This window comes from Sagittula sp. NFXS13 (genome assembly GCF_040148795.1).
Lineage (GTDB): Bacteria > Pseudomonadota > Alphaproteobacteria > Rhodobacterales > Rhodobacteraceae > Sagittula > Sagittula marina.
Genome location: NZ_JAGEMH010000003.1, coordinates 475,373 through 498,595 on the forward strand (window position 1 = coordinate 475,373; position 23,223 = coordinate 498,595).

Sequence of the window (23,223 nt, forward strand, 5' to 3'; positions counted from 1 at the left end):
TAAAATGCCCGGTATTCCAGTTACAGAAAAACCGCTAATTCCCAGCGCTGACACGCTGACAGCCATCCGAGATCGCTCCACGGGGCGGATCTCCGTCGCGTCTCTGGCGCTGCAGATGACCGGGGCTGGCGCGATCGCTGAAGAGCTGACGGCCATACGAGGCCAGGTCACAAGTGGTTTGCTGGCCCCCCCGAGCTGGTCGGCGCTATTGTCAATTACTGGATCTGAAGACGCCGCAGGCGCTGAGGTTCCGGCGACCGACACCGGGACGCATGCCGATGCCAGTGCGACTGGTTATGACGGTTCGATGGTGTCGAATTCGGGACGGTTTTCGTGGAACGAAGCTTGGCAGCGCTGGGTCCGGATCGGAGATGTTCAAGGCACATCAACTACCGTGGCGCTCGCCTCTGGCGGCTCTGTAAATGCGATTGAAGCAACAACGTTGCGCTACGTGTCGCCTGTTGCGAATGAGACGCTGTTTGCACTCCCAATAGTCAGTTCCAACACGGCTGCAGTTACAGTGTCGGTCAATGATGGCCCCGCGCTCGATCTGGTTACCAACTCGGGTTCACCTCTTTCTGCTGGCTATCTGGTCGCGGGCTCCACAGTTGATTTCCGTTTTGATGGATCAGCCTATCGTCTGACCTCGACGGTATCGGATGCTGCGCTACAAGCCGACATTATCGCGATAAAAGACCAAGTGAAAGAAGACCAAGCCACTGTTGCGTCAGATCGAGCGGCGGTGGAACTGGCGAAACATTCGCTCAATGTGAATGCGCCCGAGGGTGGCTTCGATGCCTCATCACCTGCATTCCCAACGTCGTTGGAGGCTGGCCAATATTGGGTGACAACGACTGCGGGGACGGTTGATGGTGTGGAGTTTGCTCTTGGGGATCGGATTGTCGCTTTGGTGGATGATGCCAGTACAACGACATTTGCCTCGAACTGGATCAAGGTCGCCGATGCAAGCGGGGGCTTCAACTTCACTACCCGCGACGCCGCGACTGCCGCTGCACTTGCTGGCTTTCCCGATGGGTCGATCGGTCTGATCGGCGGGTTGGCATATCGCGCTGACAGCACTGCAACGGGTGCAGCCAGCGCGACAGCTGACCTTCTGGTCGATGGGTTGGTGCCAGACGGCTTTGTTCGAGATCGGCACTTTGGTGCCACTGGAGACGGATCATCCGACGATTCCGCTGCAATCGAGGCTGCAGGTCCGAACACTGTTCTGCATGTTGAGGAAGGAAGGTATGTGACCACGGTCACGGCATCCAAAGTCACTCTGGAGACGACTGCTGCAGCGCAGTTTAGGGACAGTGAGAGTGGCGACTTTGCTCCCTTGACAGTGCGAAAGCGGCTGGCTGATCTGACCTTTGCGTACGGGGACAAGATCCGGCAGTCGAAGTCGGGGCAAGCGCCGAAGATCACCTGCTACGGCGATAGCAACACCCGGTATTATTTCGGCGGGGCTGGACCGCTTTCGAAATCGTATGGCGCGCAGTTGGACATCATCGCCGCTACTCGCCCGCACCTCTACGCCTCCACCATCACGGTGCGCGGATACCCAGGCGAGACCGCTGAGTATGGTAACAGCAATTTCGCCGCGAATGTGCCGAGCGATACGGACTATTTGGTGATCGGGTACGGGACGAATAACATCAAGCTGGGGTCTCCTGATTGGAATAGCTACAGCGCGGCAATCCTATCCATCATGACCAAGGCGCTGGCTCTGGGGGCTCAGCCGATCCTTTTGGGTATTCCTTGGTACAGCGCCAACTATGGCACCAACGGAGTTGCATCTCAGCATCTGCTGCGCATCTGGAACGCGCGCCTTTACCGCATGGCACAGGATTGCGGCGTCCCATTTGTCGACACATATTCGTTGGTCTGGGAGTATCCGTCGGCTTACATTGATGAGACAAGCCCGCAACGGCACTACAATGCCAACGCCACACGCATCATCGCCGAACGCATCGCAGATGTGCTGCAGAGCCTCATGCCATCTGCGCAGCCTGCGGGGTGGTCGAAGGTTGGAGATTGGACGGATCTGTCTTGCCTGTCTGCTTGCACCGGCCCGATAGCGCGCTCGCAGTACAATAATGGCAACAGGCGGTTTGAGGCCTTGGTCGTGCCGTCTGGCTCGTCTATCACCTTGGCCGGGAACGGGCGGGGGTGCTTCGGTTTCTATCCACGCGCTTCGGCTACGGTGGAAATGGTCGCAGTGGATGAGAACGGCGCGACAAAGGAGACGGCAATGATCACGATGAGCGGCGCGACCGATGCTGGGCAGTACTATCCCATCCAGCGTGAAGCTCTCAAATTTTCGTCGGGGCGTTCCGCATCGGAGGTCACTCTGACAGCTACGAGCGGTACGTTTTATTTGCGGTCGGCCAGCTTCGAGGATGGTCTTATTTTGCCGACCACTCAGTGGAACCAGATTGTGCAGGAAATCCCAGCGGCAGCGCTGCCTCCCGTGGGCGTAGGCCTGCGGGAATATCTCGTGACCGATCTGGGCTATGCGGTGCGCTGGCTTTCCGACCGTTGGTACGGCCCGCTGGGTCTGTGGTCAGTAGGGCCGACTGCTGACCGGGACGCAGTATCCGCGATCGGGTGCCCGACCGGCTACAAATTCTATAACACGACGACGGGTACGGTGGAGCGATGGAATGGCACTGTATGGGCTTGATCATGCACGGGTGGCTGAGAGCCTCGGGGCGTAAACAAACAGCAACGACTTCGACTGCACTGTGATCAACGCCACGAACCTGACGGTCGGGGCGAACATCTGACGGTAAAGGGGGGCTTAAAGGGGGGGGGGGCAAGCCCCCCTGCCAAAAACCGCGTTGCTGTAAAAGACTGTGTTACTGACTGCAAAAATCTCCGTCACGCTACAAGCACTGCAAAGAAACGCGTCGCGTTGGGCTGTCCCATGCGGTCCCATTTCGAGCTCATGGGAAACCATGGGCGAACTTCGCTAGCTGGCCGCAATCACGAATCACAGAGACGCGAGCGGGGATGGTTCCCTGTGGATAAATCCCTAGATCTGTGGATAACACAGGTATCGGATAGCGTGTTCGTTGCTTGTTCGTTTTGATCCGGGCCGAGTTCGAGGACTCGCAGCGCGCGAAGGGAAGTTTTTTGGGAAAGCATGGGCCATTTCTTACGGGCGTCTGTCTGGGAATATATGGTGCCGAAGCGCCAGCATGGCACCATATGGGCGGAGTCCTACCGCAATTTCACCACAATAGGTAGGAGGCTGGCGTCAGTCATGCCGCTTCAAGCACCACTTGTCCCCCAAATTTCTATTGCTTCCCATGTATTCCCATGGCAAACCTAATTCACACGATGAGACGGGCATACGGGACACCAAACGATCCCAACCGATACTCAAAACAATAACAAAGAGCAGGTTCATACAGGCGCTCGCTTTCATCGTGAACACAAGGATCCGGCGCGCGGGCGAGCAGACATCCCCCCAGGTGGCGCGCGCAGTCGGAGACACCCGCCAACGCGGGTCAGCGGCGGGTTGATCAGTGGCAGCAGATCAACCCGCCGTTTTTACGTCTTGAAGACGGATTTTTTCAGGGGGCGGAGGGCCAGAGGCAGTGAGCCGCAGGCTGAGGTTCAGAGGTGAAAGTCGGCACAAGGTCGACACGAAGGGGCGGGTCTCGATTCCGGCCTCCTTTCGCCGTGTCCTCGAAGCCGGTGACCCTGACTGGACCGAAGGTCTGAACCCTAACTTTGTGATCGTCTACGGGGATCACCGTCGCAAGTTCCTGGAATGCTACACTGTTCAGGAGATGGAGGCGGTCGAGGATCGCATCGCATCCATGAAACGGGGTGACCCCAAGCGGCGCATTCTGGAGCGGCTCTTCTCCACCCGTTCCGTGACAACCAGTGTTGATGAGACAGGCCGTATCGTCCTGTCGGCCAAGCTGCGCGAAAAGATCGGCATCACAAACGAAGCTTATTTCGCCTCCAATGTGGACACCTTCCAGATTTGGGAGCCGACGGTCTACGAAGAGGAAGAGCTCGCAAAGGCCGAAGAATATCTTGATGAACTGCCCGAGGATTTCGATCCGGTGCAGTTGCTCGACGAGGAGGGGTTCTAAATGTCCGATGCGGAGCACACCTCCGATGCGCCGCACATTCCCGTCCTGCTGGCGCCATTGTTGCGTGAAGTGGCGCCGGTCAGCGGCGTTTGGATCGATGGCACCTTCGGCGCAGGCGGCTACGCCCGCGGCTTGGTGAAGGCCGGGGCCGAGCGCGTCATTGGTATTGATCGCGACCCGATGGCGCATGACATGGCCGAAGGCTGGCTGGGAGATTGGCCTGCAATTTCCCTTGTTCGAGAGAATTTCTCAAATCTGGATAAGGCTGTAGAAGCCGCGGACGGTGTCGTCCTGGACCTTGGAGTGTCGTCCATGCAGCTCGATCGGGCGGAGCGTGGCTTTTCTTTCATGCGCGATGGACCGCTGGACATGCGGATGGGCCAGTCCGGGAAGACTGCTGCCGATCTGGTGAATGAGTTGTCTGTCGAGGCTTTGGCAGAAGTTCTTTATGTATATGGAGAAGAGCGCCAGTCCCGTCGCATCGCCCGCGCCATGGTGCAGGATCGGCCTTTTGAGCGTACGCTGCCTTTGGCGGAAATGATCGAACGCGTCATTGGGCGGACCAAGCCGGGTCAGGCCCACGCGGCAACGCGGTCTTTCCAGGCGCTGCGCATCGCGGTGAACGGCGAATACGAGGCGCTTTGGCAGGGGCTCATGGCGGCAGAACGGGTGTTGAAGCCTGGCGGGATGCTGGCCGTCGTGACGTTCCACTCCGTTGAGGACCGTATGGTAAAACGGTTTTTCCAGCTTCACGGCGACAAGAAGCGGCACGTCAACCGCTATGCGACCGAAAAGGTCGAGGCTGAGGCGCCCTTCGAAATTCTGACGCGCAAGGCGCTGGGGCCGGACCCGGATGAGCTGGAGCGCAATCCGCGTGCCCGGTCGGCCAAGCTGCGCGTGGCGCGGCGCACGGAATTGCCCGCAGACGCTGTTGCGGCGGATGAAATTGCCATGCCGATGTTGCGTGGCTCAAAGTAAAGGGGATGTGACTTGCGAACCGTGTTGTTCATACTTGCGGCCCTGGCTGTGATCGGGTCCGGCTACTGGGCCTACCGCGAGAATTACCAAACTCAGGATGAGCTGGACCGCGCGCAAGGTCTGCGCGCAGAGATCACCGGCGCGCGCGAACGGCTTGCGATCCTGCGTGCTGAATGGGCTTATCTGAACCGCCCCGACCGATTGCGCGATTTGACAGAGCTCAACTTTGACAAGCTTGGATTGATCCCACTTCGCCCCGATCAGTTTGGACGAATTGACCAGGTCGCCTACCCATTGCCGCCTGAAATTGACATCAGCGAAGGCGTCGACATCTCCAGCGTGGGAGCAAGCAACCCATGACCCGTATTCCGCTGCGCCCTCTGGCTCGCATTCTGGATGCACGTCAAAAGGGTGAAAATCCCGATGCTATCGAACGCGAGAACCGCCGCATCCGTCACGAGGACATGCGCGACCGTATGCGCCTGCGGGCAGAGGGGCGTCTGCTCGTCCTGGCCGTCATGTTTTTTTGCGCCTACGGCGTGATCGGCGCCCGGATGGGGATGCTATCGGCCTCTGAGCCGTCGGAGCCGCGCGCCCAGGCGTCAGGGGCGTCAATCATCGCGAGCAGGGCGGACATCACGGACCGCCATGGCCGGCTGTTGGCGACGAATATGTCGACGCACTCGCTTTATGCGCATCCTCAGCAGATGATTGAACCGCAGCGTGCCGCGCAGCGCTTGGCAGAAATATTCCCGGATCTGGATGCCGAAAAGCTGGCAGCGCGCTTTATGGACCCAAAGCGTAAGTTCCTCTGGGTACGCAAGAAAATCAGCCCGGAGCAAATGCAAGCCGTGCATGACATTGGCGAGCCGGGTTTGCTGTTTGGGCCGCGTGAGATGCGCCTTTATCCGAACGGCCCGATCCTCAGCCATGTGCTGGGCGGGGCGTCTTTCGGTCAGGAAGGCGTCCATTCCGCCGAGGTGATCGGCACTGCCGGGATCGAACGGTTTTTCGACAAGGAGCTTCGCGATCCTGCCCGGGAAGGCGTCCCATTGACGCTGTCCATCGACCTCACGGTTCAAGCTGCGGCAGAAGAAGTGCTGGATGCCGGCATGAAGCTGATGAACGCCAAAGGGGCGGCATCGGTCTTGATGGATGTACACACGGGTGAGGTGATTTCCATTGTATCGCTGCCCGATTTCGATCCAAATGATCGGCCTCGCCCAGCAGTCCAAGGCAGGCCGTCAGACAGCCCGTTGTTCAACCGAGCCGTGCAAGGCGTGTATGAGCTTGGGTCGACCTTCAAGATCTTCGCGGCCATCCAGGCTATGCAGCTGGATCTTGTTCAGCCCGATACGATCATCGACACTTCGCCGCCATTCAAAGTCGGTGGCCACCGCATCGGTGAGTTCGACAACCACAACTATGGCAAGATTTCAGTCGAGAAGATCATCGTCAAATCCTCCAACCGGGGCACGGGTAAGCTTGCGCTGGCAATTGGGCCGGAACGGCAGCAGACGTTTCTGAAAACCCTCGGTTTGTTCGACCCGACACCGTTGGAGATCGTGGAGGCGCACGGCGGTAAGCCATTGATCCCCGAACGCTGGACGGACCTGTCCACGGTAACCATTTCCTACGGACATGGTATTTCAACGACCCCGTTGCACTTGGCAACCGGCTACGCTGCCATCGCCAATGGGGGGCACATGGTAAAACCGACTCTGTTGAAGCAGACGACATCGCAATATCAAGACGTGGTGTTCCGTGAAGACGTTGCAAAAGACGCGCTCCACATGTTGCGTGAGGTCGTCAGCAACGAGGATGGGACAGCCTCTTTCGGGGAGGTTCCTGGCTACAGTGTGGGCGGTAAGACAGGGTCCGCAGAGAAGCCCAAAGAAAACGGCGGCGGCTACTACAAGGAGAAGAACATTAACACTTTTGCTTCGATTTTTCCGACGGATAACCCGAAGTATGTGTTGGTGGTCACCTTGGATGAGCCGATGGACACGGCAGGGTCCAAACCGCGCCGCACCGCGGGTTGGACGTCGGTGCCGGTGGCCGCAGAAATGATAGGCCGGATTGCGCCTCTTCTGGGCTTGCGTCCACACTACGATACAGGGCAGTTGGTCACGACAAGTGCCTCGGACTGAGCGAAAGGTTGCGGGGCGCAGGAGCGGCTGCAAGGCCGCTCTGACCATACTGCCGAGACCATGAGGGGCGCGGACATGACTTCTGAACCCAAAAGCCTGAAGGACCTGGGGCTGACAACCCGAGGCAACCGGGACATGTTGATTACCGGCCTCGCTGTGGATTCACGCGAGGTCAGGAATGGTTACCTTTTCGCGGCGCTTCCAGGTGTGCGTGTCCATGGTGCAGAGTTCATCGAGTACGCGGTGCGCCAAGGCGCCGTTGCCATTCTGACAGATGCGACCGGGGCTAAGCTGGCGGCGGACGTGATCGAAGCGTCTGGAGTGGGGCTGATCATTGCCGAAGATCCCCGGCAGGCTCTGGCCTACACGGCCGCGCTTTGGTCCGGTTCACAGCCTGGAACGGTTGTGGCCGTGACCGGCACCAATGGCAAAACATCGGTTGCAACGTTTTGCCGACAAATCTGGCAGGAAATTGGGCTACGGGCGGTGAACCTTGGCACGACCGGTGTTGAGGGCGATTGGACCGCGCCCTTGCGCCATACCACTCCGGAGCCGATTACCCTGCATCGGATGTTGGCCGGGGCGGCCGAATCCGGGGTGAGCCACGCGGCGATGGAGGCGTCTTCGCACGGATTGGCCCAACGCCGGCTCGACGGCGTTCAGCTGACGGCTGCGGGATTTACCAATTTCAGTCAGGACCACCTCGACTACCATGCGAGCTTCGAGGACTACTTCTCTGCCAAGGCGGGACTTTTTGCCCGCGTTCTTCCAGAAGATGGCGTTGCAGTGGTTAATATCGACGACGCTCGGGGTGTGGACATGTTGGCGATCGCGCGCGCGCGTGGTCAGGACGTTCTGACCGTTGGCCGCAGTGGGGCCGATATCTGTTTGCAAGCGCAGCGCTTTGACGCGACTGGCCAGGAAATCCGGATCAGCTTTGCCGATGAGGTTCGCCAAGAGAGGCTTGGCCTGATCGGTGGTTTCCAAGCGGAAAATGTTCTGCTTGCCGCTGGACTTGTGATTGCTTGCGGAAGCGATCCAGATGACGTTTTCGATGTCTTGCCGCTGCTTGGCACAGTGCGCGGCCGTATGGAATTGGCGGCAACACGGGACAACGGTGCTGCGGTGTTCGTTGATTATGCACATACGCCTGACGCAGTTGCCACGGCTATTCAGGCGCTGCGTCCGCACGTCATGGGGCGGCTTGTGGCCATCGTCGGCGCAGGTGGTGACAGGGACGTCGGTAAACGGCCACTGATGGGTGCGGCGGCTGCCGAACACGCGGATACGGTTATTGTCACGGACGACAATCCCCGAAGCGAAGATCCGAAAGCCATTCGCGCCATGGTGATGGAAGGCGCGCCCTCTGCGATTGAAGTGCCTGATCGCGCTGAAGCGATCCTGCGGGGGGCGGATGCACTCGGTCCCGGTGATGCATTGCTGATCTGCGGCAAAGGGCACGAGACAGGTCAAATCATTGGCGAGACTGTGTTTCCCTTCGACGACGTGGAACAGGCCAGCGTGGCAGTGGCGGCGCTGGACGGGAAGGGGTTGTGATGCTTTGGACGGCTCGGGACGCGGCGGCGGCAACTGGCGGTACAGTGGCCTCCGATTGGCAGGCAACAGGCGTATCCATCGATACGCGTACACTTGAATCCGGCGATCTGTTCATTGCTTTGAAGGCGGCCCGGGATGGCCACGATTTCGTAAAGCAGGCTTTGGACAAGGGCGCTGCTGCAGCCCTCGTGACCCATATCCCCGAAGGTGTGGATAACCCCGAGAAGTTGCTCATTGTCGACGATGTACAGGCCGGACTTGAAGCACTTGGCAAAGCTGCACGTGCACGGTTCCGCGGTCGACTTGTCGCGGTGACAGGCTCCGTCGGTAAAACGTCGACCAAGGAGATGTTGCGCACTGTTCTGGGCGCACAGGGCACCGTTCATGCGGCGGAAAAGTCCTACAACAATCATTGGGGCGTGCCACTCACCTTGGCGCGTATGCCTGCGGATGCTGATTTCGCGGTTGTCGAAATTGGCATGAACCACCCAGACGAAATCGCGCCTCTGGCGCGGATGGCGCGTCCGCATGTGGCAGTTGTCACTATCGTGGCCCCGGCGCATATGGCCGCTTTTGAAAGCCTTGAGGGTATCGCTCGCGAAAAGTCGAGCATATTCGATGGATTGGAGCCGCGCGGCACTGCCATCTACAACGGAGACCTTTCGGTCAGCCATATCCTGCGCGATGCGGCAGGCGCAAAAGCCAAGCGCTGTATCTCTTTCGGGGAGGCGGCGCACAATCACCATCGGGTGTCTGATGTGCGTGTGCAAGATAACTGCACGGTCGTGCAGGGGCGCGCATGGCGTACGCCGGTTTTGTACAAAGTAATGGTACCGGGTCGCCACTTCGCTGTGAACGGGATGTCCGTACTTGCAGTTACGTCTGCCTTGAAACTTGATCGTGCGCTTTCTTTGGCTGCGTTGGCGCAATGGCAACCTGGACCAGGACGGGGTCTGCGTGAAAGCATCCAGCTAGATCCGGTGGACGAACGGATGTCGCTAGAACTCATTGATGACGCTTACAATTCTAATCCGACGTCTTTGGGGGCCGCGCTGGAAGTGCTCGCCGCGGCAGAGCCACTGAACCATGTCGGGCGTCACGATAAGGGGCGTCGCATCGCCTATCTTGGGGATATGAAGGAATTGGGCCGGGATGAAGCGGCTTTGCACGAGGCATTGGCTGACAATCCTCATCTGAAACGGATCGACGTGGTGCACTGCATTGGACCGCTGATGCGACAGCTTTGGCAAAACCTGCCAATGCACCGCCGCGGACATTGGGCCGAGACCAGCGACAAATTGGCAAAGCGGGTCCGTCACGATCTCGACGCCGGCGATGTTGTGCTGGCCAAAGGGTCGTTAAGCATGGGTGTCGGACGCGTGGTTGACGCCATTCGGAAAATGCGCCAAGCCCCCGCAGAACTCGAAGGGTAGGAAGGGATCGCCATGCTGTATTGGCTGACCGAACTGAGTGATGGCGGTGATTTTTTCAACCTTTTCAGGTACATCACTTTCCGTGCAGGCGGCGCATTTTTGACGGCTCTGATCTTTGGATTCTTGTTTGGCCTGCCGTTAATCAACGTGTTGCGCAAACGGCAAGGCAAAGGTCAACCGATCCGTACGGATGGCCCCGAAGGGCATTTCGTCAAGGCGGGCACACCGACCATGGGCGGTTTGTTGATCATTGGCGCCTTGGTCACGTCGACTCTCCTGTGGGCGCGGCTGGACAATCCGTTTGTCTGGATGGTGCTCTTCGTCACGATGGCCTTTGCCGCCATCGGGTTTGCGGATGATTACGCCAAGGTCAGCAAGCAGAACACCGCAGGCGTGCCGGGTAAGGTGCGGTTGTTGCTTGGCTTTTTGATCGCCGGTGTCGCTGGATTTTGGGCAGCACAGTATCATCCGCCAGAGTTGAGCTATCAACTCGCGTTGCCAATTTTCAAAGACACGCTGATCAACATGTCTTTCCTCTTCATCCCTTTCGTCATGATTGTGATCGTGGGAGCCGCCAACGCGGTGAACCTGACGGACGGGTTGGATGGCTTGGCGATCATGCCGGTGATGATCGCGACATCTACGCTGGGCGTGATTGCCTATGCCGTTGGTCGCGTTGACTTTACCGAATATCTGGACGTGCATTACGTGCCGGGCACCGGCGAAATCCTGATCTTTGCTGCGGGTGTTGTCGGCGGAGGGCTTGGCTTCCTTTGGTACAACGCGCCCCCAGCGGCGGTTTTCATGGGCGACACAGGGTCGTTGGCATTGGGTGGCGCCCTGGGCGCGATCGCGGTGGCGACCAAGCACGAGATTGTGCTCGGCATCGTGGGGGGCCTGTTCGTGGTCGAGGCGATGTCCGTCATCATTCAGGTGCTGTATTTCAAGCGTACGGGCAAACGTGTCTTCCTGATGGCGCCAATCCATCATCACTATGAGAAGAAGGGCTGGGCGGAGCCAACGATTGTCATCCGCTTCTGGATTATTTCTCTGATCCTCGCCATCATTGGTCTCGCCACGCTAAAAGTACGCTGAGACATTTGGATAATTTTGAGCGGCCCGGGCACGTCTCGGGCCGCAGTCGTGAACGGGGGTAGGACATGATACCGGTTCAAGGATTCGACGGCGCGACTGTGGCCGTTTTGGGATTGGGTCGATCTGGCCTTGCAGCGGCGAGAGCTTTGCGTGCCGGAGGGGCGGACGTCGTGATTTGGGACGACACGCCAAGCGCGCGAGAGCGGGCAGAGGCAGAAGGGTTCGAGGCGCGAAACCTGACCGGTGACGGGGCGTTCGACGACGTGGCCTGCCTGGTCACATCACCTGGTATCCCGCATCTCTACCCGGCCCCAAATCCGGTCATTTCCAGTGCTTTGCAAGCCGGTGTTGCTGTGGATAACGACATTGGGCTGTTCTTCCGGTCGTTTAGTGTCAACTTCGACGAATATGGTCGTCCGCCCCGTGTGGTCGCGGTGACGGGCTCCAACGGCAAATCCACCACCTCGGCCTTGATAGATCACATTTTGTCCCAAGCGGGACGGCAGAGCCAGTTGGCCGGGAATATCGGACGCGGGGTTCTGGACATTGATCCTCCCGCTGAAGGCGGTGTCGTCGTGCTTGAGCTGTCGTCTTACCAAACGGAGCTTGCACGAAGCCTGACACCGGATGTGGCCGTGTTTACCAATCTGTCGCCAGACCATCTGGATCGCCACGCCGGGATGGGGGGATACTTTGCTGCTAAGCGCAGGCTTTTTGCCGAAGGTGGTCCGGACCGTTGCGTGATTGGCGTCGATGAGGTCGAGGGGCAGTTTCTGGCCGGTCAACTGTCCGAAGGAAGAGGCGATGATCGCGTGATCCGTATCGCCACCACAAAGCTCACCGGCCCGGGGTGGTATGTCTTTGCCCGAAAAGGGTTTTTGGCGGAGTGGCGAAAAGGGCGTCAGGTCGGCTCAGTCGATCTGCGCGATGTTGCGGGCTTGCCGGGGGCGCACAATCATCAGAATGCTTGCGCGGCCTGGGCGGCGTGCCGGTCGCTGGGGCTCGGCCCTCGCGAGATCGAAGCGGGTTTGCGCAGCTACGGCGGCCTTCCACATCGGTCGCAGCGTATTGCGGAGGCGAAAGGCGTGATTTTCGTCAACGACTCCAAAGCGACAAACGTGGACTCGGCCTTGAAGGCACTACTGGCCTTTGACCGGGTGCGCTGGGTTTGCGGCGGCTTGATGAAAGAGGGTGGTTTGGACGCTTTGACGCCGGGATTGGAGCGTGTTGCAAAAGCCTATGTGATCGGACGGGAGGCCGAGGGGTTTGCGCTCGGATTGTCTGGGGTTGACGCAGAAATTTGCGGGTCGATGGAGGTGGCCGTTCAACGTGCCGTTTCAGACGCGCAACCAGGCGAGGTTGTGCTTTTGGCACCGGCCGCGGCTAGTTTCGATCAATACGATAACTTTGAGCGCCGTGGCGAGGATTTCATCGCTTGTGTGCAAAAGGCCTTGGGAGTGTCAGAGTAAAGTCCTGACCTGCGCCTCCCGAATGGCGGCTCCGGCGGCGACGCCGGAGGCCCAGGCCCACTGGAAATTATATCCGCCAAGCCAGCCGGTCACGTCGACCGCTTCGCCGATGGCGTAGAGGCCCGGAAGATGCTTGGACATCAGGGTTTTGCTGTCCAATCCTTCTGTGGATAACCCGCCCAGCGTCACTTCGGCGGTGCGATATCCTTCGGTGCCTGTGGGCTTTACACGCCAGTTGTGGATAACGTTTGCCAGTGCATCCATCCGCGCGTTGGGGATATCTGCAAGATTGCCTTTCAGGTCATGCGTTTGCCCGAGAAGGCTCACAAGTTTCGACGGCAATATCTGGGAAAGCTCCGTGGTGAGCGCGCGCCTGCCATTGGACTGCCGCGCCTGCTTGAGGGTCTCGACCACATCGACGCCTGGGGCGAGGTCTGCGACGACCTCCTCCCCCTCGCGCCAATAGCTCGAAAGCTGTAGAACGGCCGGTCCGGATAGCCCCCTGTGGGTAAACAGCAACGCTTCGGCAAACTGCGCGCGGTCATTCGACAGGCGACAAGGCAGGGCCGTCCCGGACAGATCGTCAAAGCGGCCCTTGTCGAAAGTGAACGGGACCAGAGCGGGCCGGGTCTCGACCAGGTCATGCCCGAACTGTTGCGCCAGATCGTAGGCAAGGCCAGAGGCGCCCATCTTTGGTATCGATTTGCCGCCGGTGGCCAAAACAAGGTTTGCTGCGGTCGCCTCTGTCCGACGGCCTTCCCGTTCCAAAACAACGGTAAATCTGCCGTCACGATGCGCGACGTCCACGACGCTGGTGCGCAGCCAGAGCTCTGCACCGGCTCGGTTCATCTCGGAAAGAAGCATGTCGATGATCTGGGTGGCTTTGCCATCGCAGAACAGCTGGCCGAGTGTTTTTTCGTGCCATGCGATCCCGTGTTTCGAGACCAGCTCGATGAAGTCCCACTGGCTGTAACGCGCCAACGCGGATTTGCAAAAATGCGGGTTCTGCGACAGGTAGTTGGCCGGCGTCACATCCATATTGGTGAAATTGCAGCGCCCTCCGCCGGAGATGCGGATCTTTTCACCCGGCGCTTTGGCGTGGTCGATCACCAGAACGCCCGGCCCGGCATGGGCCGCTGCCATCAGCCCGGCGGCGCCGGCGCCAAGAATGATGGTCTCGTATCGCGTGGCTTTCGACATGTTAACGCACCTGCCTTTGCTTGGGCGAAATCCTCCAGAGCCTGTCGTGCGACGCCTACGCACGGTCGTCCCCCGATGGCAAAACAAACCTGCACGGGTTCGGCTCCAGAGACCCCCTTTTGTCTGGCCTGTGGCAGCAATTTGCGGTATGCTCAAGGCTAGACCCGGAAAACCGGGCTTTTCCGAGGCAGTTGAGCGGTGTCCTCATGACAGAAATGGTTTATGGCGCAATGCCCGTTGCGGGCGGCGAACCTGTGTTGCCCAAATGGTGGCGCACGGTCGACAGGTGGAGCTTGTCGTGCATCCTCATCCTTTTTGCGGTGGGGTTGCTTTTGGGACTGGCGGCCTCTGTGCCACTGGCCGAGCGCAATGGCCTGGCAACGTTCCACTATGTGCAAAGACAGGCTTTTTTCGGCGGTCTTGCGATGATCACGATGTTCATCACGTCGCTTATGACACCGTTGATGGTCCGGCGCATGGCCGTCGTCGGCTTTCTCTTGGCCTTTGTCGCGCTGGCGTTCCTGCCCGTACTTGGCACGGACTTCGGCAAAGGGGCCACGCGTTGGTATTCGCTTGGATTCGCCTCGTTGCAGCCGTCTGAGTTCCTCAAGCCCGTCTTCATCATCGTGGCCGCATGGCTGATGGCTGCGGGGCAGGAGTTGGGCGGCCCTCCCGGACGACTTTACTCCTTTGTCATCATGGTTGCGATTGTTCTGATGCTGGCAATGCAGCCGGACTTCGGGCAAGCGTCTCTGATCCTGTTCAGCTGGGCTGTGATGTGGTTTGTTGGCGGGGCGCCGATGGTCTTGCTGGCCACGCTGGCTGGCGTTGTCGTCATGGCTGGGACCTTTTTCTACAATGCGTCCGAGCACTTCGCGCGCCGCATCGACGGCTTCCTCAATCCCGAGGTCGACCCGACCACACAGCTTGGGTATGCGACCAACGCCATCCGCGAGGGCGGGTTTCTCGGCGTGGGCGTCGGCGAAGGCACAGTGAAATGGTCGTTGCCCGATGCGCACACTGACTTCATCATTGCCGTTGCCGCCGAAGAATACGGGCTTGTCATGGTGATGTTCGTGCTGGCGCTGTATTCGACTATCGTGGTCCGCAGCTTTATCCGGCTGATGCGAGAACGTGATCCGTTCATCCGCTTGGCGGGCACGGGGCTGGCCGCGATCTTTGGCGTGCAAGCGATGATCAACATGGGCGTGGCCGTGCGCCTTCTGCCAGCAAAAGGCATGACCCTTCCATTTGTCAGCTACGGCGGCTCGTCCCTGATTGCAGGTGGCATCGCGGTGGGCATGTTGCTGGCGCTGACGCGCACGCGTCCCCAAGGCGAAATCGGCGATATCTTGCGCGGGGGGCGCCGCTGATCCCGTCTGATTCTACCATTGGTGGACGGACCTGCGGCACTCCTATAAGTGGCCGCAGATACGTGTCGAGGGAGTGACGGTATGACGGAGCAAGCGCCTCTGTTGGTGATGGCGGCTGGAGGCACGGGTGGGCATATGTTTCCCGCTCAGGCCTTGGCGGAGCAAATGCTGGCCCGCGGCTGGCGGGTCAAGCTGTCCACGGATGCGCGCGGAGCCCGTTACACTGCCGCATTTCCTGCTGGCGTCGAAATTGAGCAGGTGACTTCCGCAACCTTTTCACGGGGTGGTCCGCTGGCCAAACTGATGGTGCCATTTCGTGTGGCGGGTGGCGTGTTTTCGGCCATCCTGCGCATGTCGCGGGACAAGCCCGCCGCCGTTGTCGGCTTTGGCGGCTATCCATCCATTCCCGCCCTGACGGCTGCCTGGGTGCTGCGGCGTCCTCGCATGATCCACGAGCAAAATGGCGTGCTGGGTCGGGTGAACGAGCGCTTTGCAACGAAGGTCGATCGCGTTGCGTGCGGCACCTGGCCCACCGCATTGCCTGACGGCGTCGAAGGCGTGCACGTGGGAAACCCTGTGCGTGCCTCAGTGCACGAACGCGCAGCGGCCGGCTATATCGCGCCGGGGCCTTACCCGATGTCGATGCTGGTGATCGGCGGCTCGCAAGGTGCGCGCATTCTGTCCGATGTGGTGCCGCCCGCCATCGCGGCACTCGAACTGGACATGGTCGGAAATCTGCGCGTTTACCATCAGGCGCGGGACGAGGATGGCGAACGTGTCGCCACCTATTACGCGGAGAACGGTGTGCAGGCCGACGTGCAGCCATTTTTCCATGACCTGCCTGCCTTGATGAGCGAAGCACAGCTAGTGGTCTCGCGGTCTGGTGCATCGTCGGTGGCTGATATTTCGGTGATCGGGCGGCCTTCGATCCTGATCCCGCTGAAAATTGCCACCGGCGACCATCAAACGGTCAACGCCCAGGCGCTTGTGGAGGCAGGGGCCGCCATCCGCATCCCTGAGACGCAATTGACGATAGAGAGCCTGCGGGACGCCATCGAGGCGATCCTGTCAAATGAACAAGGTGCCATTCGGATGTCGCAAGCGGCATTGAGTGTGGCAAAACCCGATGCGGCAGCGCATCTGGCCGCGCTGGTCGAAGAACTGGCCGGATATGACTCTGAGGAAAGGGCAGCATATGAAAGATCTGGAGAATGAGCGGGGCGCGCGCATGATTGGAGCAACCAAGCTGCCCGGGGACGTCGGGGCGATCCACTTCGTCGGGATTGGCGGCATCGGCATGTCCGGCATTGCGGAAGTGTTGGTGAACCATGGCTACACTGTCCAGGGGTCCGACCTGAAGGCCTCCAAGATCACGGCGCGCCTGGCGGAGATGGGGGCGACGATCTTCGAAGGACAGCGCGCCGAGAACCTCGATGGTGCCGAAGTCGTCGTGATTTCCTCTGCCATCAAACCCGGCAATCCAGAGCTGGACGAGGCACGTCGCCGCGGCTTGCCCGTGGTCCGCCGGGCAGAGATGCTGGCGGAACTCATGCGCCTGAAATCCAACGTTGCCATTGCCGGAACCCACGGCAAAACCACCACGACTACCATGGTGGCGACGCTGCTTGATGCCGGCCAGTTTGATCCCACTGTTGTGAACGGCGGCATCATTCACAAATACGGCTCAAACGCCCGGATGGGGCAGGGTGAGTGGATGGTGGTGGAGGCAGATGAATCTGACGGCACCTTCAACCGTCTACCCGCGACGATTGCCATCGTGACCAACATCGACCCGGAGCATATGGAGCACTGGGGCTCGATCGAGAACTTGCGTCAGGGCTTTTACGACTTCGTGTCGAACATCCCCTTCTATGGCTTGGCCGTCTGCTGCACGGATCATCCTGAGGTTCAGACCCTTGTTGGGCGCGTCACGGATCGCCGTATCGTGACGTACGGTTTCAACACGCAGGCGGACGTCCGGGCTGTAAACCTGACCTACAAAGGCGGCGAGGCGTATTTCGATGTACATTTTCAGGCATCGGGTGAGGTGATCGAGGGCATGGTGCTGCCCATGCCGGGCGATCACAATGTTTCCAATGCCCTGTCGGCCATTGCTGTGGCGCGACATCTGGGTATGTCAGGCGATGAGATCCGCACGGCGCTTGCTGCTTTCGGAGGCGTGAACCGGCGCTTTACAAAGGTCGGCGAAGTGAATGGCGTCGCAATCATTGATGACTACGGTCATCACCCGGTCGAAATCGCGGCTGTCTTGAAGGCGGCGCGCCAGGCCTGTGAGGGACGTGTCATCGCCGTGCATCAGCCGCACAGGTATTCGCGCCTGTCGCACCACTTCGAAGAGTTCTGCACCTGTTTCAACGAGGCAGATGTGGTCGCGATTGCGGAGGTCTTTTCCGCTGGAGAAGAGCCCATACCAGGTGCATCGCGCGACGATCTTGTTGCCGGTCTTGTAAGGCATGGTCACCGTCACGCGCGCGCGGTCATGAACGAAGACGATCTGGAGCGGTTGGTCGGTGAGCAGACGCGGCCAGGTGACATGGTCGTTTGCCTCGGGGCCGGGACGATCTCTGCTTGGGCGAATGGCCTTCCGGATCGGTTGTCGAAGTAGAGAGCGGCCAATGAATGATTTAGGGGCCGTCAGCGGCCCCTTTTTCGTTTCATGTGCGGACGATACGTCTTCCTTGGTCCCAACTTTAACCCCGGTGGTTGGATCGCTGGTGTCTGCAATTGCATTGGTCGGCGGGCTTGTGTGAAAGCCCGGTTGCTGGCACACTGACCGCAGCCTGAGGGGGCAACCGGAGGTGAGCCATGACGCTCTCTTTAACACTTGCCTGCCTTTGGGCAGTGCTGGCCAATCTGGCCGCAATGATCCCGTCAAGCGACAATCATTGGACACGCGCTTACGTGCTGATCGGTCTGGGCATTCCTTTGGTCGGCTTCGTTACATATCAAAATGGCCCGTGGATCGGTTTGGTCATATTGGTGGGCGGGATGAGCGTCTTGCGCTGGCCTTTGGTATACTTCGCACGTTGGGGGAAGCGCGTGATTTCGGGGCCGGAGGGCGGATAATTCTCTCCCGACGTGGCGTTGTGGCAGCGCGCAGGCGAAGTGTATTGTGCGTGTGGTTATTGCTTTGGACTTAGCGCCGGGATAGCAGTTTTCCCATGATGGATATGCCTGAAATTCGGGGGCGCTTGACGCCCCAGCGCCCGCTCAACGATCTGACGTGGCTTCGTGTCGGCGGACCCGCTGATTGGTTCTTTCAACCTGCGGATCTTGATGACTTGTGCACCTTCTTAAGCGCGTTACCTGACGACATCGCGGTCTTTCCGATGGGCGTGGGATCGAATTTGATCGTGCGAGACGGCGGTCTGCGCGCCGCGGTCATCCGCTTGGGGCGTGGCTTCAATGAAATCGATATCGCCGGCGGCCGGGTGCGCTGCGGCGCCGCGGCTTTGGACGCGCATGTTGCGAAACGGGCGGCCGCCGCGGGGGTGGACCTCGGGTTTTTGCGCACGATACCGGGCACTATCGGTGGGGCCGTACGGATGAATGCGGGTTGTTATGGGTCATACGTGGCAGATGTCTTGGTCGAAGCGACAGCGGTCACACGTACAGGCGATGTGGTGAAACTTTCACCCGAGGACCTCGCCTTCGGGTACCGTTCTTCAGTGCTCCCCGAGGGCGCGGTGCTGGTAGAGGCCGTGTTCCAGGCGCCGTCAGGCGACCCGGAGGTGCTGGCGGCTCGAATGGAGGAGCAGTTGGCGAAGCGGAATGAAACCCAGCCAGTGAAGGATCGCACCGCGGGCAGCACATTTCGGAATCCGGCGGGGTTTTCCTCCACGGGCCAAGCAGATGACACCCACGAGCTGAAGGCCTGGAAGGTTATCGATGACGCTGGCATGCGGGGAGCCCGTATTGGCGGCGCCAAGATGTCTGAAATGCATTCCAATTTTCTGTTGAATACGGGGGATGCTACGGCGTCCGATTTGGAACGCTTGGGCGAAGAGGTCCGCGAGAAAGTGCGTGAAACCTCTGGCTTGGATCTGGTCTGGGAGGTGATCCGGGTTGGCGAACCTTAGGCTTTTCCGGCCGATTTAGGTCGACTTCATCATAGTAGCGCCGTGATATCCGCAGGTAGTGCATGGTCCTGGGTACGCTGGGTGTGCTCCCATGGGGTCATCGGTATCTAATTAACGAAAAAGGGTTTTCCATGGGCTGGGAATGCGGCTAAGATGTGGCAAGGCTTGCCGGGTGATTTGCCTGCTGCAGGTCGAAAACCGCCTCATGATCCAGAATAAGAACATCGGACGGGGGCACGACCACAGGCAGGTCGATAGATGACATGGGGGACAACCCCCGGGCAAAAGGCGATTTTGGGATGTCGAGCAGGACACTCCCGAAGGTTGTGGTACTGAAAGGCGGACCTTCAGCTGAGCGCGAGGTGTCGCTGGTTTCCGGTCGGGAATGTGCCGCTGCCTTGAGGGGCGAAGGATACGAGGTGTTCGAAGTGGACGCTGGCGTCGATGTGGCCCAGCGTCTTGCAAAGATCGCCCCGGACGTGGTTTTCAATGCACTGCATGGCCGGTGGGGTGAGGATGGCTGCATTCAAGGTTTGCTTGAGTGGCTTCGCGTGCCCTACACCCATTCAGGGGTGCTTGCCTCTTCCTTGGCAATCGACAAGGAAAAGACGAAAACCGCCTATCGCATGGCCAATCTGCCTGTTGCGGATAGTTTTCTTAAATCAAAGCAGTGCGTTATGGCGGCTCACGTGATGCCGCCGCCTTACGTTGTGAAGCCTTACAACGAAGGCTCTTCGGTCGGCGTCTATCTTGTGCATGACGCGGCCAACGGACCACCTGTTCTTGGCCCCGAAATGCCGGATACGGTGATGGTGGAGGCCTTTATCCCAGGACGCGAATTAACGTGTACGGTTATGGGGGACAGCCCTCTGGGGGTAACAGAGATTTTCACTGACGGTTGGTACGATTACGATGCGAAATACAAGTCTGGCGGGTCGCGCCACGTCTGCCCGGCAGAATTGCCAAATAACGTAACCGAAGCCTGCATGGACTACGCCTTGCGAGCCCACAGGGCCTTGGGGTGTCGTGGTGTCAGCCGGACGGACTTTCGTTGGGACGATACCAAAGGCATCGACGGGCTTGTTTTGCTGGAAACGAACACCCAGCCCGGTATGACACCGACCTCACTGTCGCCCGAACATGCTGCGCTGCATGAGATGAGCTTTGGCCAGTTTTGCGCATGGATGGTGGAGGACGCATCGTGCGACAGGTGATCCGCAACGAACGTGACCTGGAGGTCACGCCTGAGCCGAGCAATGACGACATGCCGGATATGGGCATGGCACGGCTCGACCCCACCGCCAGCCGACTGAAGTACCGGCTGGAACGCCTGATGCTGACCCCGATCTTTCGCTTCGCGCTTCGCGTTGCGCTGCCCATTGCGGTGGTGGTGGGCGGCGTTTCAGCGTGGTTTTCAGTTGAAAACAACCGTGAAGCTTTCAATCTGATGGTCGCCGACGTGCGTGCAGCAGTGGAAAGCCGTCCCGAATTTCAGGTCAAATTGATGGCCATCGATGGCGCCTCTGAACCGGTTGCCGAACTCATCCGCGCCGAGTTGCCATACAACTTTCCGATCAGCTCCTTCGATGTCGACCTTTCAGAGATGCAGGCGCGAATTGGGGCACTGGATCCAATCCGCTCGGTTGAGGTGCGCATTCGCCAAGGCGGCGTTCTGCAGATCGATGTGGATGAGCGCAAGCCAGCCGTACTTTGGCGTACGGCGGATGGGCTGCGTCTTCTTGACGAGGCTGGCGTGTTGGTTGGCCCGGCGAATTCACGTGGCGACCGTCCGGATCTGCCCGTGATTGCGGGCGAGGCCTCCGAGGATGCCGTGGCGCAGGCTCTGCGTCTTTGGTCGGTGAGCGGTCCCATTCAGATGCGATTGCGCGGGTTTGAACGCATCGGGGCGCGCCGTTGGGATGTTGTCCTGGACCGTGACCAGCGTATCATGCTGCCGGAAAAACAACCGGTTCAAGCTTTGGAAAGAGTGATCGCAATGGCGATGGCGCCGCAGGTGGACCTGCTGGCGCGCGACCTGACGGTTGTGGATCTGCGGCTGCCACGGCGGCCGGTGATCCGAATGACAGACCAGGCCACACAACAGATGTGGCGTATCAAATTGATCGAGGCAGGCCTGGGAACGGGCAATTGAACAGAACGGGGCAGCGGCAATGATCGAGCTATACGAATCCCAGCGCGCGATGCGGAATATGCGGCGCGCGGCGATGCAACGGGGCGTGGTGGCCATCCTGGACGTGGGAACGTCCAAGGTTGCTTGTCTTGTCCTGCGCTTCGACGGGACGGAGGCACGTGACGACGGCATTGGTTCGTTGGCGGGGCAGAGCGGTTTCCGCGTGATCGGTGCCGCGACGACCCGATCGCGCGGTGTCCGCTTTGGCGAGATCAGCGCCATGCAAGAAACCGAGCGTGCCATTCGCACAGCCGTTCAGGCCGCGCAAAAGATGGCGGGCATTCGCGTCGATCACGTGATTGCCGCATTCGCCGGTGCTGATCCGCGCAGCTATGGCTTGGCCGGGCAGGTGGATGTCATGGGCGTCACGGTGGATGAACAGGACGTGGCCCGCGTGCTGTCAGCCTGTGATGCGCCGGACTTTGGCCACGACCGGGAAGTGCTGCACGCGCAGCCGGTGAACTTTGCCTTGGACCATCGTTCCGGTCTGATTGATCCGCGCGGCCAGATCGGCACAGAGCTATCCTGCGATATGCACATGCTTACGGTGCAGGCGCAGGCGGTGGCGAACCTCGCCCATTGCGTCAAGCGCTGTGATCTGGAGCTCGCGGGCCTGGCGTCCTCGGCCTATGTCTCTGGCATCGCGGCTCTGGTCGAAGACGAACAAGAGCTTGGCGCCGCGTGTATCGACATGGGGGGCGGCGCGACTGGGATCTCGATCTTCATCAAGAAGCACATGATCTACGCCGACAGCGTGCGGATGGGCGGCGATCACGTTACGTCGGATATTTCCATGGGACTTCAAGTGCCTATGGCGACAGCTGAACGGATCAAGACGTTTTATGGCGGGGTTCAGGCCACGGGCATGGATGACCGCGAGATGATCGAATGCGGTGGTGAGACGGGCGACTGGGAACACGATCGTCGCACGGTGTCCCGAACCGAATTGATCGGCATCATGCGTCCCCGGGTTGAGGAAATCCTCGAAGATGTGCGTGCTCGGTTGGACGCTGCGGGCTTTGACCATTTGCCGTCCCAACAGATCGTTTTGACAGGCGGCGCATCGCAGATCCCGGGCCTTGATGGCCTGGCGTCCAAGATCCTTGGGCAGCAGGTGCGTTTGGGCCGTCCCCTGCGCGTGCACGGTTTGCCGCAGGCCGCGACCGGGCCGGGATTTGCCGGTGCCGTGGGCCTTTCGCTTTTCGCGGCGCATCCGCAGGACGAATGGTGGGACTTCGAATTGCCTGTTGACCGCTATCCGGCCCGTTCGTTGAAGCGGGCGGTGCAATGGTTCCGCGACAACTGGTGATATGATTTTGCTTTGGTCTGGCACGAAGGGTTCCCCCGTGTCGGACCTTGTTCTAGATCTCCACCGTCAATCTGGCGTGTGCAGGTAAACCGAGCACAATATGGGGGTGACGGCAGGCTTCACAGCTGTTAGGAACTCTGTGGATAACGGCGGGATAAACCCGCCATACCGGGATCGGGCAGGATCCAAACGTAACCTGTAGACACTTTTGACGCGGTGCGCTTTGCGCCGTGATTTGTGGTGCGCGAACTCTTGC

18 protein-coding genes are annotated in these 23,223 nt (G+C 59.6%); 17 read left to right on the top strand and 1 reads right to left on the bottom strand.

What is annotated here, in order from left to right; translation table 11 throughout:
• Positions 1-4 precede the first annotated feature (4 nt).
• The 9 genes from J4E08_RS10200 (at position 5) to murD (ending at position 12,794) form a co-directional block, all read left to right on the top strand.
• On the top strand, positions 5-2,686 hold the full coding sequence (locus J4E08_RS10200) for an SGNH/GDSL hydrolase family protein (RefSeq protein WP_349538375.1): 2,682 nt from the start codon (positions 5-7) through the stop codon (positions 2,684-2,686).
• Positions 2,687-3,605: 919 nt separating this feature from the next.
• Positions 3,606-4,112 (top strand): division/cell wall cluster transcriptional repressor MraZ, encoded by a 507-nt coding sequence (gene mraZ, locus J4E08_RS10205; RefSeq protein WP_183963161.1) that lies wholly within the window; start codon positions 3,606-3,608, stop codon positions 4,110-4,112.
• Positions 4,113-5,090: a 16S rRNA (cytosine(1402)-N(4))-methyltransferase RsmH gene (gene rsmH / locus J4E08_RS10210; protein WP_349538376.1), complete on the top strand. Its 978-nt coding sequence runs from the start codon at positions 4,113-4,115 to the stop codon at positions 5,088-5,090. It begins immediately after the preceding gene.
• Between the two features lie 12 nt (positions 5,091-5,102).
• On the top strand, positions 5,103-5,450 hold the full coding sequence (gene ftsL, locus J4E08_RS10215) for a cell division protein FtsL (RefSeq protein ID WP_349538377.1): 348 nt from the start codon (positions 5,103-5,105) through the stop codon (positions 5,448-5,450).
• Entirely contained in the window at positions 5,447-7,240 is a 1,794-nt protein-coding gene (locus tag J4E08_RS10220) for a peptidoglycan D,D-transpeptidase FtsI family protein (RefSeq protein WP_349538378.1), read from the top strand. Before ftsL ends, J4E08_RS10220 begins: the two co-directional genes overlap by 4 nt.
• Before the next feature lie 75 nt (positions 7,241-7,315).
• Complete coding sequence (locus J4E08_RS10225; protein ID WP_349538379.1) at positions 7,316-8,797, top strand: UDP-N-acetylmuramoyl-L-alanyl-D-glutamate--2,6-diaminopimelate ligase; 1,482 nt, start codon at positions 7,316-7,318, stop codon at positions 8,795-8,797.
• The gene (locus J4E08_RS10230; RefSeq protein WP_349538380.1) at positions 8,794-10,230 is read left to right on the top strand and encodes a UDP-N-acetylmuramoyl-tripeptide--D-alanyl-D-alanine ligase; all 1,437 of its coding nucleotides are present in this window, start codon (positions 8,794-8,796) and stop codon (positions 10,228-10,230) included. The genes J4E08_RS10225 and J4E08_RS10230 overlap by 4 nt, the downstream gene beginning before the upstream one ends.
• Before the next feature lie 12 nt (positions 10,231-10,242).
• Positions 10,243-11,325 carry a phospho-N-acetylmuramoyl-pentapeptide-transferase gene (mraY, locus tag J4E08_RS10235; protein ID WP_183963149.1) on the top strand — a complete coding sequence of 361 codons (1,083 nt, stop codon included), beginning with the start codon at positions 10,243-10,245 and terminating at the stop codon, positions 11,323-11,325.
• A 65-nt stretch (positions 11,326-11,390) separates the two neighbouring features.
• Entirely contained in the window at positions 11,391-12,794 is a 1,404-nt protein-coding gene (gene murD, locus J4E08_RS10240; RefSeq protein WP_349538381.1) for a UDP-N-acetylmuramoyl-L-alanine--D-glutamate ligase, read from the top strand.
• On the opposite strand, the gene J4E08_RS10245 is transcribed toward murD, so the two are convergent.
• Complete coding sequence (locus J4E08_RS10245) at positions 12,786-13,994, bottom strand: BaiN/RdsA family NAD(P)/FAD-dependent oxidoreductase (protein WP_349538382.1); 1,209 nt, start codon at positions 13,992-13,994, stop codon at positions 12,786-12,788. The two genes, murD and J4E08_RS10245, sit on opposite strands and share 9 nt — an antisense overlap.
• Positions 13,995-14,200: 206 nt before the next feature.
• On the opposite strand from J4E08_RS10245, the gene ftsW reads away from it, so the two are divergent.
• From ftsW to ftsA, 8 genes are all read left to right on the top strand, one after another.
• A complete protein-coding gene (gene ftsW / locus J4E08_RS10250; RefSeq protein WP_349538383.1) occupies positions 14,201-15,367 on the top strand; it encodes a putative lipid II flippase FtsW in 1,167 nt (388 codons plus the stop codon).
• Positions 15,368-15,448: 81 nt separating this feature from the next.
• Positions 15,449-16,582 carry an undecaprenyldiphospho-muramoylpentapeptide beta-N-acetylglucosaminyltransferase gene (gene murG, locus J4E08_RS10255; RefSeq protein WP_349538384.1) on the top strand — a complete coding sequence of 378 codons (1,134 nt, stop codon included), beginning with the start codon at positions 15,449-15,451 and terminating at the stop codon, positions 16,580-16,582.
• A gap of 13 nt (positions 16,583-16,595) precedes the next feature.
• On the top strand, positions 16,596-17,993 hold the full coding sequence (murC, locus tag J4E08_RS10260; protein WP_349538492.1) for a UDP-N-acetylmuramate--L-alanine ligase: 1,398 nt from the start codon (positions 16,596-16,598) through the stop codon (positions 17,991-17,993).
• Between the two features lie 200 nt (positions 17,994-18,193).
• Positions 18,194-18,454 (top strand): DUF2484 family protein, encoded by a 261-nt coding sequence (locus J4E08_RS10265; RefSeq protein WP_183963139.1) that lies wholly within the window; start codon positions 18,194-18,196, stop codon positions 18,452-18,454.
• A gap of 95 nt (positions 18,455-18,549) precedes the next feature.
• Positions 18,550-19,467: a UDP-N-acetylmuramate dehydrogenase gene (gene murB / locus J4E08_RS10270; RefSeq protein WP_349538385.1), complete on the top strand. Its 918-nt coding sequence runs from the start codon at positions 18,550-18,552 to the stop codon at positions 19,465-19,467.
• A 299-nt stretch (positions 19,468-19,766) separates the two neighbouring features.
• The gene (locus J4E08_RS10275; RefSeq protein WP_349538386.1) at positions 19,767-20,681 is read left to right on the top strand and encodes a D-alanine--D-alanine ligase; all 915 of its coding nucleotides are present in this window, start codon (positions 19,767-19,769) and stop codon (positions 20,679-20,681) included.
• Complete coding sequence (locus J4E08_RS10280) at positions 20,669-21,619, top strand: cell division protein FtsQ/DivIB (RefSeq protein ID WP_349538387.1); 951 nt, start codon at positions 20,669-20,671, stop codon at positions 21,617-21,619. The genes J4E08_RS10275 and J4E08_RS10280 overlap by 13 nt, the downstream gene beginning before the upstream one ends.
• Positions 21,620-21,638: 19 nt before the next feature.
• On the top strand, positions 21,639-22,967 hold the full coding sequence (gene ftsA, locus J4E08_RS10285) for a cell division protein FtsA (protein WP_183963133.1): 1,329 nt from the start codon (positions 21,639-21,641) through the stop codon (positions 22,965-22,967).
• Positions 22,968-23,223 lie beyond the last annotated feature (256 nt).

Bases quoted from the DNA above. Each gene is read 5' to 3' on its own strand.
- J4E08_RS10200 (WP_349538375.1), top strand. From the start codon at position 5: ATGCCCGGTATTCCAGTTACAGAAAAACCGCTAATTCCCAGCGCTGAC.
- rsmH (WP_349538376.1), top strand. From the start codon at position 4,113: ATGTCCGATGCGGAGCACACCTCCGATGCGCCGCACATTCCCGTCCTG.
- J4E08_RS10220 (WP_349538378.1), top strand. From the start codon at position 5,447: ATGACCCGTATTCCGCTGCGCCCTCTGGCTCGCATTCTGGATGCACGT.
- J4E08_RS10225 (WP_349538379.1), top strand. From the start codon at position 7,316: ATGACTTCTGAACCCAAAAGCCTGAAGGACCTGGGGCTGACAACCCGA.
- mraY (WP_183963149.1), top strand. From the start codon at position 10,243: ATGCTGTATTGGCTGACCGAACTGAGTGATGGCGGTGATTTTTTCAAC.
- murD (WP_349538381.1), top strand. From the start codon at position 11,391: ATGATACCGGTTCAAGGATTCGACGGCGCGACTGTGGCCGTTTTGGGA.
- J4E08_RS10245 (WP_349538382.1), bottom strand. From the start codon at position 13,994: ATGTCGAAAGCCACGCGATACGAGACCATCATTCTTGGCGCCGGCGCC.
- ftsW (WP_349538383.1), top strand. From the start codon at position 14,201: ATGACAGAAATGGTTTATGGCGCAATGCCCGTTGCGGGCGGCGAACCT.
- murG (WP_349538384.1), top strand. From the start codon at position 15,449: ATGACGGAGCAAGCGCCTCTGTTGGTGATGGCGGCTGGAGGCACGGGT.
- murC (WP_349538492.1), top strand. From the start codon at position 16,596: ATGATTGGAGCAACCAAGCTGCCCGGGGACGTCGGGGCGATCCACTTC.
- J4E08_RS10265 (WP_183963139.1), top strand. From the start codon at position 18,194: ATGACGCTCTCTTTAACACTTGCCTGCCTTTGGGCAGTGCTGGCCAAT.
- murB (WP_349538385.1), top strand. From the start codon at position 18,550: ATGATGGATATGCCTGAAATTCGGGGGCGCTTGACGCCCCAGCGCCCG.
- J4E08_RS10275 (WP_349538386.1), top strand. From the start codon at position 19,767: ATGTCGAGCAGGACACTCCCGAAGGTTGTGGTACTGAAAGGCGGACCT.
- ftsA (WP_183963133.1), top strand. From the start codon at position 21,639: ATGATCGAGCTATACGAATCCCAGCGCGCGATGCGGAATATGCGGCGC.